Genomic DNA, 12,339 nt, shown 5'->3' with positions numbered 1-12,339 from the left:
AACTGCATGGCTTCCTATCGATGGCCGCACGCCTGCGCATGCAGCGTTCATGCGCCGCCTGCGGAACAATCGCTGCACCACACGGCACTCGCTGGGGAGTATGCCCTCACGGCGAAGCAGTGCAGCGCCGTCGGCACTCATCCGATCAACGCTGCCCGGCGAAGGAGGATGCATGCTGAAGCGCCCGCCCAACCCGATGCCCGATTTCGTCCGCGCAGCGCTCGATGCGCGCGGACTGTGGGCCGCCTACAGGGCGCGACCGCCCTACCAGCAGAACGACTATCTCGGCTGGATCGCCCGCGCCCGGCTCGACGCGACGAAGCGCAAGCGCCTGGCACAGATGCTGGACGAGCTGGAAGGCGGCACGCTGTACATGAATATGGCGTGGGCACCGCGCACAACGAAGCCCTGACCATCCGGAGATGAAGGACCGAGAGGCCGGCCTGTCGATTCGCGCGCGCCTGCTTCGTCGACCCTGCAATGCGGCGGATGCCCCGCCGCCCAATCGAGGAGAAGCACATGCCCCAGCACATCTACGTCAATCTGCCGGTCAAGGATCTCGAACGCTCGAAGGCTTTCTTCGCCGCGCTCGGCTTCAACTTCAATCCGCAGTTCTCGGACGACAAGGCCGCCTGTATGGTGGTGTCGGACACCATCTACGTCATGCTGCTGACCGAGCCCTTCTTTGCCGGCTTCACCGACAAGCCGATCGCCGACGCGCACAGGAGCACCGAAGTGCTGGTCTGCCTGTCGCGCGATAGCCGGGCGGCGGTCGATGAGCTGGTGGCGAAGGCGAAAGCCGCGGGCGGCGCGGTGCGGCGTGCGCCGCAGGACCTCGGCTTCATGTACGGCCACGGCTTCGAAGACCCGGACGGCCACATCTGGGAACTGTCGTACATGGACATGAGCGCGATGCCCAGCGACTGAAGGTAGGCCTGCACGACGGGCCGCGCTGCAGGGTGACGGTCGACGCGCAAGGCTGTTAGCATGAACCCGCCTGACCCGGCCTCACGCCGGATGCATCGCCCGCCCCCACGCCCGACACCGGGCTAGCCGCCCGGGCTCCACGCGTACCTCCGGGGGCTTCACTCACCTGCATAGAGAGGAATCCGTCATGGGCCTGTTCAACACCATTCTGGAAAAGCTCGGTTTCGGCAAGAAGGACGATGCACCTGCGGCTGCCGCGCCTGCACCCGCACCGGCATCGGCCCCCGTCGCCGCACCGGCTGCGCCGGCTACGCCTGCACCCGTGGCGATTTCCGAGGTCGATGTCGTATCGAAGCTGGAGGCGCTGGCCGCGGCCAATACGCAGAAGCTGAACTGGAAGGTGTCCATCGTCGACCTGATGAAGCTGCTCGGCCTGGACAGCAGCCTGGACGCGCGCAAGACGCTGGCGACCGAGCTGGGCTGCCCGCAGGACAAGATGGGCGACTCGGCGCAGATGAATCTGTGGCTGCACAAGACCGTGCTGCAGAAACTCGCCGAGAACGGCGGCAACATTCCGAAGGAATTGCTCTAGGGTCTGCTGACATCGAGGCTCATCGGCCCGGCGCTTCCATCGCGAAGACCGGGCCGCACTGCAAGGAGACCTGCATGAACTACACCGGAAGCTGCCACTGCGGGCGGATCGCCTTCGAGATCGATCGCGAGCTCGGCGGTGAACTGACGGGCGTCGTCGCCTGCAACTGTTCGATCTGCCGGCGCAAGGGCGCGCTGATGTGGTTCGTGCCACGCGCGGCGCTGAAACTGAAGACGTCCGAATCCGACATGGCGAGCTACTCGTTCAACAAGCACGTGATCAAGCACCGCTTCTGTCCGCACTGCGGCATCCACCCCTTCGGCGAGGGTACGCGGCCGGACGGCGTGCAGAGCGCGGCGATCAATGTGCGCTGTCTCGACGACGTCGACATCGAATCGCTGCCGGTGAAGCATTACGACGGGCGCGCACTTTGAAGCCACGCATCACGCTGATCACGCTGGGCACCGACGACCTGGTGCGCGCCGTCGCCTTTTACCGCGACGGGCTCGGCTGGCTGACTGAAGGCATCGTCGGCGCCGAGCACGAACACGGCGCGGTGGCTTTCTTCGATCTGCAGCCCGGGCTGAAGCTTGCGCTGTGGCCGCGTACCAGCCTCGCCGAGGACGCCGGCATCACCGCCGGCGCGGCCGACCCGGCCGGCTTCTCACTGGCGCACAACGTCGCGTCGAAAGCCGAGGTCGATGCGCTGATGGCGGAAGCAAAGGCCGCCGGTGGCCGCATCGTCAAGCCCGCCCGCGACACCTTCTGGGGTGGCTACGCCGGCTACTTCGCCGATCCCGACGGCCATCTGTGGGAGGTGGCCTGGAATCCGCACTGGGAACTGCCAGAATGACCGCCCCGCTGACCGCGCAGCTGACCACACTCCCCGCCGACCTGCCGGTGCCGACCGACGACGGCGCTGCCGCCCACCTCGAAGGCCGGCTCCTGCCGGCACTCGCGCTGCCGGCGACCGACGGCCGCACGGTGCATCTGTCGACGCTGCCCGGCCTGCAGGTGATCTACATCTACCCGATGACCGGCCGCCCCGGCGTTCCGCTGCCCGAGGGCTGGGACGCGATACCCGGCGCGCGCGGCTGCACGCCGCAGTCCTGCGCCTTCCGTGATCACCACACCGAACTGGCGGCGCTCGGCGCCGGCGTGTTCGGCCTGAGCACGCAGGACAGCGACTATCAGCGCGAGGCGGCCACGCGTCTGCATCTGCCCTTCCCGCTGCTCAGCGACGGCGACCTCGCGCTGCGCGACGCACTGTCACTGCCGGTGTTCGAGGTCGACGGTCGCCTGCTGTACCGCCGGCTCACGCTGATCGCCGACGCGGCGCGCATCGTCAAGGTGTTCTACCCGGTGTTCCCGCCCGACCGCAATGCGGCCGACGTCGTCGCGTGGCTGCGCGCACGAGGACAGTCATGAAGGTCGCGCCTGCCCTGGTGTTCGCAATGCTTTCGGCCGCGGCGCTCGCCGCGCCGCCCGCGCTGACCCCCTGCCCCGACAAGCCGAACTGCGTGTCGACCGAGGCCTCCGGCAAGGCGCAGATGGCACCGATACCGTTCGCAGGCACGGTGGCCGAGGCACAGGACGCACTGCGCCGAGCGATCGCCGCACAAGCGCGCAGCACGATCACGCGCGAAGAGCCGGGCTTCATCGCCGCGGAGTTCCGCTCGCGCGTGTTCGGCTTCGTGGACGCCGCGGAATTCGTCATCGATGCCGATGCGCGCGTCATCCGCTTCCGCAGCGGCGCGCGCAGCGGTCATTACGACTTCGGCGTGAACCGGGAACGCATTGACGCGCTGCGCGCCGCACTCAGCCCGGCGCACTGAGCGGACGCGGCGCCGGCTCGAGCGCGAAGCGCACGCAGCCCTCGTGGTTGTGGTCCAGCCGCAGTGCGAAGCCGGCCGCCTGCGCCTGCTTGGCCGCCTGGTAGAGCCCGACGCCCAGCCCGGCCGCCGAGCTCACCGGCTCGCGCAGCAGCGAATCGGCGAGCGCCGGCGCAATCACGCTGCCGCTGTCCTCGACCGACAGGCGCTCGCCACCCAGCCGCATCACGATGGCGATGCCCGGCTCGGTCTGCCGCTTGTGCAGCGCGTTGGCGATCAGGTTTTCAGCGACCGTCGTATACAGCGCGCCGGGCAGCCACAGGTCGGGTTCGGTCGCGCCCTCGACCGTCACGCCGTGACCGGCGAAACGGGCGGACATCGACTGCAGCCACTCCGGCGCCGGCATCCATTCGCCATCGGCCGGCTGCGGCCGACGCAGTTTGTCGAGCGTCGCTTCGAGCCGCGCGGTGATCACCGGCAACTGGCGCGCCAGCAGCGCGTTGGCGCGCTCCGCCGCGTCCGGGCCGTCGGCTTCGCGCGCGGCGTAGCACAGCGTGTTCAGCGACTGCAGCAGGTTCTTCACGTCGTGCGTAAGGCGCGCACCGGTGTCATGGATGGCCGACAGGTAGCTCAGGCGGCGCAGTTCCTCAGCGCGCAGGCGGGCCTGATAGAACTGGCCGAGCAGTTGCACCAGCAGATTGAAATGCCACACCAGCCCACCGGACAGCGGCCGCTGCGTGAAGATAGCCAGTTCGAGCAGCGGGTGCTCGAAGTCGTAGCGCTGGGCACCGCGTCGGCCGAACTGGCCTTCATGCGCACGGCCCCCGCCACGCGTGCGCCACTCGCCACCGGCAACCAGCGGCAGCGCCGACAGGCGGTTGGCGGCGCGGGCGACGAAATCCTCCGGTCGGCCGTCCTCCTCCGCCAGCGCGGCCAGGCTCTCCAGCCATCGTTCATAGGGCAGCGCCAGCGACAGCACGTAGCGGGTGAAGGCCACGCCCAGGCCGCCGAAACCGCCGCGCGGATTCCACGCCCAGCTGAGCAGCATCAGCATCGCGGCCAGTACGGTCAGCGTGCCGAGCAAGGCGCGCAGATAGTCGACGCCAGCGATCAGCATGGCGGCCAGCGTGCCCAGCGCCAGTACCGCCAACAGCAGCAGCACGAACAGGCCGGACACGAAATCCAGCACTTCGCGGTCGCGGTCGGCGCGTTCGTGGCCGGGCACGGCGAGCATGACGGTCAGCGCCAGCGGCGACAGCCACAGGCCCAGGGTGTCGATGCCGGCGGGCAGTGACAGCCCGGGCGGCAGCGCGCGCGGCAGGGCGACGGTAAACAGCGCGGTGATCAGATAGGCGAGCGCACCGAGGTAATAGATGCGCGGCCCGCGCGAGGTCGAAAAGAACACCTTGCCGCCGACCAGGCCGGCCAGCAGCAGCATCCACAGGCTGAGCACCGCCGGCCCATAGAACACGACCATCGCAAGCACCGCGACGGCGAGCAGGATCAGGGCGCGGGCGTTCAGCCTGCTCTGCGCGCCGACCAGAGGCTGCCATATCAGCAGCAGGCCGATGTGCGACAGCAGTGCAACCCGCGCCACCGTCAAGTCATCGCCGATCCACAGCAGGCCGTGCAGACTGGCCAGCACGCACAGCAGCAGCCAGGGCCGTACGCGCGTCAGCCAGTCGGGCAGGCGTGGCGTCTGCGGCGCCGCGTCGCGCGGGCTCACCGCTGCGCCCTGCCCGCGCGTCGACGCTCGACCGGGCCGCCATGCAAGTGACCGGAACATGACGGACCTGTCGAGATACGGTCAGTTCGCGGCGACCGCGCGGCGCGGGCTGACGCATCTGCGCAGCCCGATCGCCCCGACAAGGAAAAAAACTGTATCGGATTCAGCATGATGCACACCGCCGCTGCAGGAAGGCGGCAATGGGCACGGATCGTGCAGTGGTGTGGCTATCAAGGAGAACTTTCATGAGATCCACGCAAAACGGTTTCACACTGGTCGAAATTGCCATCGTTCTGGTCATTATCGGTCTGCTGCTCGGCGGCGTGCTGAAGGGTCAGGAACTGATCAACAGCGCCAAGGCGAAAAGTCTGGTCAATGATTTCCGCACGATATCGACCGCCGTGTATGCCTACCAGGACCGCTTCCGCTTCATGCCGGGCGACGATCCGGCCGCCACCCAGCACGTTGCCGGCGCGAACGCCAGCAGCCCGTCCGGCGAAGCCCGCGGCAACGGCCGCATCGGCGGCAACTGGAACTCGACCACTGCGACCGACGAATCCTTCCTCGTCTGGCAGCACCTGCGCAGGGCCAATCTGCTGACCGGCACCAGCGACACCAGCGATACCAGTGCCACCAGCAATTACTACCCGAGAAACGCCGACAACGGCCGCATCGGCATCACCGGCGCCGTGCCGATCAGCGTCGGTACCACCTCGGCGACCTCCTCCAGTTCCGCCTCGGTAGTAATGACCGGCGCCTTCTTCATCTGCTCGGACGGCATTTCCGCCCGACTTGCCCGCCAGGTCGACTCGACCATGGACGACGGCGCCACCAACACCGGCAATGTGCGCGCGATGGCCCAGGTCAGTGGCGCTGGGGCGGCCACCGGTACCGCGATCGAAATCACGCCGGACCTCGAACGTAACAGCAGCGATCTGTATACGGTCTGCGTCGCCTATTGACCGTCCCGCCGGGCGGCATCCGCCGCCCGTTTCCTGCCTCGACTAACCCTTCAGTAGCTTCGATTCCGCCCGCGCCAGTTCGGCCGGCTCACCGAGCAGCACCACCACGTCGCCATTCTCGAAGGCCAGGTCGGAACTGGGTTCGAGCGCCCGGATGCCGCGCCGGCGTATCGCGCTGACCTCGACCCGCACGTCCTCGAAATGGAATTCGTCGATGCGGTGGCCGATGGCCCAGGCGCCGGGCGCCAGCGCCACCGAGTGCAGCCGCTTGTGCTGCGCCTCGCTGACCGCCTCCTCAGCCAGATGCTCGGCACCGCGATACAGGCCGCGCAGCAGGTGGTAGCGGTCGCCGCGCAACTGGCGGATGCGCTTGAGCACCCGCGCCAGCGGCACGCCCAGCAGCACCAGCGCGTGCGTGGCCAGCATCAGCGACGATTCCAGCGATTCCGGCACCACCTCGGTGGCGCCGGCAGCCGACAGCTTGTCGTAGTCGCGCTCGTCGAAGGTGCGCACCACCACCGGTATGTCGGCGCGCAATTCGTTGGCCAGACGGATCACCCGCATCGCCGCATCGGTATCGACGAAGGTGACGACGACAATGGACGCCCGCGCAATACCCGCGGCAATCAGCGTTTCGCGTCGGCCGGCGTCGCCGAATACCACCGTTTCGCCCGCCGCCGCCGCCTCGCGTACGCGCTCCGGGTCGAGGTCGAGCGCGATGAACGAAATGCCCTCGTTTTCAAGGAAGCGGCCGAGGTACTGGCCGTTGCGGCCGTAACCGCAGACGATGGCGTGGCCGTCGGTTGCCAGCGACTGGGCGGCGATCGAGGTCAGCTGCATCGAGCGCAGCAGCCATTCGGACGGCACCAGCCGCAGCACGATGCGGTCGGCGTAATGAGCCAGTATCGGCGCGACGAGCAGCGTGAGCAGCAGCGAGGCGAGCACGATCTGCAGGATGCGGTCGGGAATCAGGTGGGCGGAATCGGCCAGCGCCATCAGCACGAAGCCGAATTCGCCGCCGGCGCACAGCCACAGGCCGACGCGCAGCGCATTGCCGGGCGAAGAACCGAAGAAACGCGAGGCGGCGGCGGCCACCGCGAACTTGCCGACCAGAATGAACAGCACCGTCACCAGCACGAAGAACAGCTCGGAAAACACCAGCGCGAGGTTGAGCTTCATGCCGATGGTGACGAAGAACAGCCCGAGCAGCACGTCGCGGAAGGGCTTGATGTCCTCTTCCACCTGGTAGCGATACTGCGTCTCCGAAATCAGCATGCCGGCCAGGAAGGCGCCCAGCGCCAGCGACAGGCCGGCCACCTCGGTGGCGAAGGCCATGCCCAGCGTCACCAGCAGCACGTTCAACATGAACAGTTCGGGCGACTTGCGCCTGGCCACGATGTGGAACCAGCGCTGCATCAGCCGCGGGCCGAGATAGAGGATGAGGGTCAGCGCCACCGCCGCCTTCACCGCGGCCAGCCCCAGCGCCTCGACGCTTTCCTCGGCGCCCAGCGCCAGCACCGGGATCACCACCAGGAAGGGCACGACCGCCAGATCCTGGAACAGCAGCACGCCCACCACCTGTCGGCCGTGCGCCGAATCGAGCTCCAGCCGCTCGACCAGCAGCTTGATCAGCACTGCCGTCGACGACATCGCGATGGCGCCGCCGACCGCGATCGCGCCCTTGAATCCGAGACCGAACAGCCAGGCGAAGCTGACCACGCCGAGCACGCTGAACGCGACCTGGGCGGCGCCCAGGCCGAACACCAGCCGCTTCATCGAGAACAGCTTGGGCAGCGAGAATTCAAGCCCGATGGAGAACATCAGGAAAACGATGCCGTATTCGGCAAAGTGGCGCGCTTCGTCGGTATCGGGAATGAAGGCCAGTGCGTGCGGGCCGGCCAGCGCCCCCACCAGCAGATAGCCCAGTATCGGCGGCAGGCCGATACTGCGGAAGAGGCCGACCACCAGCACCGAAGCGGTGAGCAGCAGTAGAACCAGCTCGAGGGCAGACATGGTGACGATGTGTTCGGCCGTCAGCGCTTTCCGGGAGCGGCCGCCTGTCGGAGCAGGTTGTTATAATCCGCGCCGATCATAACCGATCGTTCCTGCGCCCGTAGTACGGGCGATTACACGCCTCCGCACACCCCGCCCCGCGCATGACACAGCCTGCCCCACCGAAGAACGAAGACATCCTGGCCTGCGCCCGCCGCGTGCTCGCCATCGAAGGCAGCGCGCTCGAAGCGCTGTCGGCGCGCCTCGGCGACGAATTCGCAGCGGCGGTGCGGCTGATTCTCGACAGCCCGGGGCGCGTCATCGTCAGCGGGCTGGGCAAGTCTGGCCACATCGCGCGCAAGATCGCCGCCACCATGGCCAGCACCGGCACGCCGGCCTATTTCGTCCATGCGGCGGAAGCGCTGCACGGCGACCTCGGCATGATCCACCGCGACGACGTGCTGATCGCGCTGTCCAATTCCGGCGAAACCGCCGAACTGCTGGCCATCGTGCCGCTGGTGCGCCGCCAGGGTGGCCGCACCATCGCGATGACCGGCAAGCCCGCATCGACGCTGGCCACGCTGGCCGACGTGCATCTGGACGCTGGCGTGGCGATCGAAGCCTGTCCGCTCAACCTCGCCCCGACCGCCAGCACCACCTGCGCGCTGGCGCTGGGTGACGCGCTGGCCGTTGCACTGCTGGAGGCACGCGGCTTCCGCGAGGACGACTTCGCGCGCAGCCACCCGGGTGGTGCACTCGGCCGCCGCCTGCTCACCCACGTGCGCGACGTGATGCGCGCCCGCGACGCGGTGCCCAGTGTCGGCGTCGCCGCCACCGTCACCGAAGCGCTGCTGCAGGTGACCCGCGGCGGCATGGGCATGACCGTGGTGCTCGACGACGCTGGCGCTGTCGCCGGCGTGTTTACCGACGGCGACCTGCGCCGCGCCATCGACCGCCTGGGCGACGTGCGCACCGTGCCGGTGGCCGACGTGATGAGCCGCCACCCGCGCACCATTCCGGCCGGCCGGCTGGCGGCCGAAGCGGCCGACCTGATGGAGACGCAGCGCGTGAACCAGCTGCTGGTGCTCGACGAACACGGCGCGCTGGCCGGCGCGCTGACCATGCACGACCTGATGCAGGCCAAGGTGATATGAGCGAAACCTCCGTACTCGATGCCGCCCGCAACGTTCGCCTGATGGGCTTCGACGTCGACGGCGTGATGACCGACGGCACCATCTGGTTCGGCCCGGACGGCGATTCGCTGAAGGGCTTCAACACGCTGGATGGCCACGGTCTGAAGATGCTGGCCAGCGCCGGCGTCGAGGTGGTCATCATTTCCGGGCGTTCTTCGCCCGCGGTACGTCACCGCGCCGCCAACCTCGGCATCACCACCGCGCTGCTCGGCGTCGAGAACAAGCGTGAGGCGATGCGCGAACTGGCGGCCGAACGCGGTATCGCGATGGAGCACTGCGGCTACATGGGCGACGACATCGTCGACCTGCCGGTGCTGCGCGCCTGCGGCTTCTCGGCCGCGCCGGCCAACGCCCACTTCTTCGTACGCCAGCACGTCTCTTGGGTGGCCGAAGCCGACGGCGGCCGCGGCGCCGTGCGCGAAGTCTGCGAATACCTGCTCGACGCCCGCGGCGCGCTCGACGCGCTGCTGCAGGACTGCCTGCGTTGAACCTTCAGCGCAACGTCCAGCAGGCACTGCCGCTGCTGATCCTGATCCTGCTGGTCGGCCTGACCATGTGGCTGGATCGCGCCACGCGCGTCGACGACCGCCCGTCCTCCGGCAAGCTCAGACACGACCCGGACGTGATCGTCGACAACTTCACCGTGCGCCGCTTCGACCCCACCGGCCAGGTGCAGCACACGCTGACCGCGCAGCAGCTGCGTCACTACCCGGACGACGACACCACCGAACTGGACCAGCCCTTGCTGCTCTACCGCGGCAAGCAGTCGCCGACCCGCATCAGCGCCGACCGTGCCCAGCTGATGAAGGATGGCAAGGAAGCCATCCTGCGCGACAATGTGCGCGTGCTGCGCGAGGCCAGTCCCGGCAATCCCGAGATGACGCTGGAAACCAGCGTGCTGAACGTGTACCCGGACGACGAGATCGCCCGCACCGACAAGCCGGTGAAGCTGACGCAGGGCAAATCGGTCGCCCACGGCGTCGGCATGGTCGCCGACCGCGTCAAACAGACCTACATACTCGAATCGCGCGTCAAAGCCACCCTCGAAAGAACCCGCCGCCCATGACTCTGCGCCCTGCCCTCACCGGCCTGATCCTGCTCAACCTCGTGCTGGCCGCCGGCCTGAGCACGCCCGCCCGCGCCGAGCGCGCCGACCGCGAAAAGCCGGTCAATCTGGAAGCGGACAAGGTGACGGTCGATGACCGCACCCGCACGCACACCTTCGAGGGCAACGTGGTGTTCACCCAGGGCACGCTCACCATCAAGGCCAACCGCGTCGTGGTGACCCAGGACGCCACCGGCTACCAGAAGGGTGTGGCCACCGGCGGCGAAGGCGGCCTCGCCCGCTTCCGCCAGAAGCGCGAGGGCCAGGACCTGTGGATGGAGGGCGAGGCGGAGCGCATCGAGCACGACGCCAAGACCGAAATCACCCGCTTCTTCGTGCGCGCCCACGTAAAGAGCGGCGGCGACGAAGTGCGCGGCCAGTACATCGAGTACAACTCGATCAGCGAGAACTACACGGTCACCAATTCGGGCGACGCCAAGTCGGTGCCGTCGGCTGGAGACCAGTCCAAGCGCGTGCGCGCCATCATCCAGCCGAAGTCGGCGCCGAAGGAGTGAGGCGTCACCGGGTCATGAAAATCATGACCCGGTTTTCAGCGGCGGCTGGAGGTCGCACCTTCGCTCCCTGTCCATACTCTGATCCAGACACGGCAACCGCTGTGTTTTTCAAGAAGTACAACATGACGGAGAGAGATATGAACTGGGAAACCCCGAAGGCCACCGACCTGCGTTTCGGCTTCGAGATCACGATGTACGTTGCCAACCGCTGATACGCGGCTGCAACAGGAAAAACGGCGGTGTCCCCGCCGTTTTTTTTCGTCCGTACATCCCGCGCAGGGCGGGAACTGCATCGACCGCAGGTGTTCCGATATCAGCGAACCGTGATTAACATGCCGAAGGCTTAGGGCCTGATCACAGGAGACGATGGTGACGGACGCAGATCAGAGCGCGGGGCGGACGACCCGACAGACCATACTGGTTGCCGACGACACGCCGGAAAACATCGACCTGCTGAGCGCCCTGCTGCGCCAGGACTACCGGGTCAAGGTGGCCACCAGCGGCGAGAAGGCGCTGGCCATCGTCAATTCGACCGAGCCGCCCGACCTCATCCTGCTCGACATCATGATGCCCGGCATGAACGGTTACGACGTCTGCCGTCGCATCAAGGCCAACCCGGACCGGCGCGGCATTCCCATCATCTTCGTCACCGCGATGACCTCGATCGAGGACGAACGCCTCGGGCTGGAGGTGGGCGCCGTCGACTACATCACCAAGCCGATCAGCCCGCCCATCGTCGCCGCGCGGGTGCGCACCCATCTGGCGCTGTACGACCAGACGCGGGCGCTGGAAGACCGCGTACGCGAGCGCACCGCCGAACTGTTCGCGTCACGCCAGCAGATCATCCGCCGGCTCGGCCGCGCCGCCGAATTTCGCGACAACGAGACCGGCAATCACGTCATCCGCATGAGCTATTACGCGCGGCTGATCGCGCAGGCGATCGGCCTCGGACCGGAGGCGACCGAACTGCTGTTCAACACGGCGTCGATGCACGACATCGGCAAGATCGGCATTCCCGACGCCGTGCTGCTGAAACCGGGCCCGCTGAACAAGGCCGAATGGGCGGTGATGCGTCAGCACCCGGAGATCGGCGCCGAAATCATCGGCGAGCACGACGACGAACTGCTGCAGACCGCGCGCACCATCGCCCTCACCCACCACGAGCGCTTCGACGGCAGCGGTTATCCGCGCGGCCTGATCGGTGAGGACATTCCGCTGTTCGGCCGCATCGTCGCGATTGCCGACGTGTTCGACGCACTGATGACCGCGCGCCCCTACAAACCGGCGTTGCCCATCGACGAAACGCTGCAGGTGATGGGTCGCAACACCGGCCTGCACTTCGACCCGGCACTGATGGCGGTGCTGCCGTCGGTGCTGCCGGACATGCTGCGCATCAACGCCACCTACGCCGACACGCACGGCCCGATGACCGACGTCGACGTGCCGGTGGCCGAACCGGGCGACAGCGGCGAAGGCGCCGCCCAACCGGCCTGAG

The 12,339-nt window shown here is 67.6% G+C and carries 16 protein-coding genes; 14 read left to right on the top strand and 2 right to left on the bottom strand.

All coding sequences use genetic code 11. The annotated features are described in order from the left end of the window. Nucleotides 1–172 precede the first annotated feature (172 nt). The 7 genes from WDZ97_RS00390 (at nucleotide 173) to WDZ97_RS00360 (ending at nucleotide 3,354) form a co-directional block, all read left to right on the top strand. Nucleotides 173–412: a YdeI/OmpD-associated family protein gene (locus WDZ97_RS00390; protein ID WP_425761456.1), complete on the top strand. Its 240-nt coding sequence runs from the start codon at nucleotides 173–175 to the stop codon at nucleotides 410–412. Between the two features lie 107 nt (nucleotides 413–519). Beyond that, nucleotides 520–927: a VOC family protein gene (locus WDZ97_RS00385; protein ID WP_304001986.1), complete on the top strand. Its 408-nt coding sequence runs from the start codon at nucleotides 520–522 to the stop codon at nucleotides 925–927. A 187-nt stretch (nucleotides 928–1,114) separates the two neighbouring features. Beyond that, nucleotides 1,115–1,519, top strand: coding sequence for a DUF3597 domain-containing protein (locus tag WDZ97_RS00380; RefSeq protein ID WP_425761455.1), 405 nt, complete (start codon nucleotides 1,115–1,117; stop codon nucleotides 1,517–1,519). A 74-nt stretch (nucleotides 1,520–1,593) separates the two neighbouring features. Then, nucleotides 1,594–1,953 carry a GFA family protein gene (locus tag WDZ97_RS00375; protein ID WP_304001980.1) on the top strand — a complete coding sequence of 120 codons (360 nt, stop codon included), beginning with the start codon at nucleotides 1,594–1,596 and terminating at the stop codon, nucleotides 1,951–1,953. Further along, a complete protein-coding gene (locus WDZ97_RS00370; RefSeq protein WP_425761454.1) occupies nucleotides 1,950–2,372 on the top strand; it encodes a VOC family protein in 423 nt (140 codons plus the stop codon). The genes WDZ97_RS00375 and WDZ97_RS00370 overlap by 4 nt, the downstream gene beginning before the upstream one ends. Next, complete coding sequence (locus WDZ97_RS00365; protein ID WP_425761453.1) at nucleotides 2,369–2,947, top strand: peroxiredoxin; 579 nt, start codon at nucleotides 2,369–2,371, stop codon at nucleotides 2,945–2,947. Before WDZ97_RS00370 ends, WDZ97_RS00365 begins: the two co-directional genes overlap by 4 nt. Next, nucleotides 2,944–3,354 (top strand): DUF1499 domain-containing protein, encoded by a 411-nt coding sequence (locus tag WDZ97_RS00360; RefSeq protein ID WP_425761452.1) that lies wholly within the window; start codon nucleotides 2,944–2,946, stop codon nucleotides 3,352–3,354. Before WDZ97_RS00365 ends, WDZ97_RS00360 begins: the two co-directional genes overlap by 4 nt. On the opposite strand, the gene WDZ97_RS00355 is transcribed toward WDZ97_RS00360, so the two are convergent. Next, nucleotides 3,338–5,077: a sensor histidine kinase gene (locus tag WDZ97_RS00355; RefSeq protein ID WP_304001967.1), complete on the bottom strand. Its 1,740-nt coding sequence runs from the start codon at nucleotides 5,075–5,077 to the stop codon at nucleotides 3,338–3,340. The genes WDZ97_RS00360 and WDZ97_RS00355 overlap by 17 nt on opposite strands. A 245-nt stretch (nucleotides 5,078–5,322) precedes the next feature. Between WDZ97_RS00355 and WDZ97_RS00350 the strand changes: the two genes are divergently transcribed. Then, nucleotides 5,323–6,039: a prepilin-type N-terminal cleavage/methylation domain-containing protein gene (locus WDZ97_RS00350; protein WP_304001963.1), complete on the top strand. Its 717-nt coding sequence runs from the start codon at nucleotides 5,323–5,325 to the stop codon at nucleotides 6,037–6,039. 42 nt (nucleotides 6,040–6,081) lie between these two features. On the opposite strand, the gene WDZ97_RS00345 is transcribed toward WDZ97_RS00350, so the two are convergent. Next, the gene (locus WDZ97_RS00345) at nucleotides 6,082–8,052 is read right to left on the bottom strand and encodes a cation:proton antiporter (RefSeq protein WP_425761451.1); all 1,971 of its coding nucleotides are present in this window, start codon (nucleotides 8,050–8,052) and stop codon (nucleotides 6,082–6,084) included. 143 nt (nucleotides 8,053–8,195) lie between these two features. On the opposite strand from WDZ97_RS00345, the gene WDZ97_RS00340 reads away from it, so the two are divergent. The 6 genes from WDZ97_RS00340 (at nucleotide 8,196) to WDZ97_RS00315 (ending at nucleotide 12,338) form a co-directional block, all read left to right on the top strand. Next, nucleotides 8,196–9,185: a KpsF/GutQ family sugar-phosphate isomerase gene (locus WDZ97_RS00340; protein ID WP_304001957.1), complete on the top strand. Its 990-nt coding sequence runs from the start codon at nucleotides 8,196–8,198 to the stop codon at nucleotides 9,183–9,185. Beyond that, the gene (locus WDZ97_RS00335) at nucleotides 9,182–9,712 is read left to right on the top strand and encodes a KdsC family phosphatase (protein ID WP_304001954.1); all 531 of its coding nucleotides are present in this window, start codon (nucleotides 9,182–9,184) and stop codon (nucleotides 9,710–9,712) included. Before WDZ97_RS00340 ends, WDZ97_RS00335 begins: the two co-directional genes overlap by 4 nt. Next, nucleotides 9,709–10,290 carry an LPS export ABC transporter periplasmic protein LptC gene (gene lptC / locus WDZ97_RS00330; protein WP_304001952.1) on the top strand — a complete coding sequence of 194 codons (582 nt, stop codon included), beginning with the start codon at nucleotides 9,709–9,711 and terminating at the stop codon, nucleotides 10,288–10,290. Before WDZ97_RS00335 ends, lptC begins: the two co-directional genes overlap by 4 nt. Beyond that, nucleotides 10,287–10,844 (top strand): lipopolysaccharide transport periplasmic protein LptA, encoded by a 558-nt coding sequence (gene lptA / locus WDZ97_RS00325; protein ID WP_304001949.1) that lies wholly within the window; start codon nucleotides 10,287–10,289, stop codon nucleotides 10,842–10,844. The genes lptC and lptA overlap by 4 nt, the downstream gene beginning before the upstream one ends. Before the next feature lie 137 nt (nucleotides 10,845–10,981). After that, a complete protein-coding gene (gene pqqA, locus WDZ97_RS00320) occupies nucleotides 10,982–11,056 on the top strand; it encodes a pyrroloquinoline quinone precursor peptide PqqA (protein WP_008060153.1) in 75 nt (24 codons plus the stop codon). Between the two features lie 154 nt (nucleotides 11,057–11,210). Further along, nucleotides 11,211–12,338, top strand: a complete 1,128-nt coding sequence (locus tag WDZ97_RS00315; RefSeq protein WP_425761450.1) for an HD domain-containing phosphohydrolase — start codon at nucleotides 11,211–11,213, stop codon at nucleotides 12,336–12,338. Nucleotide 12,339 lies beyond the last annotated feature (1 nt).

It is taken from the genome of Methyloversatilis sp. MC4-4, assembly GCF_049843555.1.
Taxonomy (GTDB): domain Bacteria; phylum Pseudomonadota; class Gammaproteobacteria; order Burkholderiales; family Rhodocyclaceae; genus Methyloversatilis; species Methyloversatilis discipulorum_B.
This window is presented reverse-complemented; position numbering and strand designations above follow the sequence as displayed.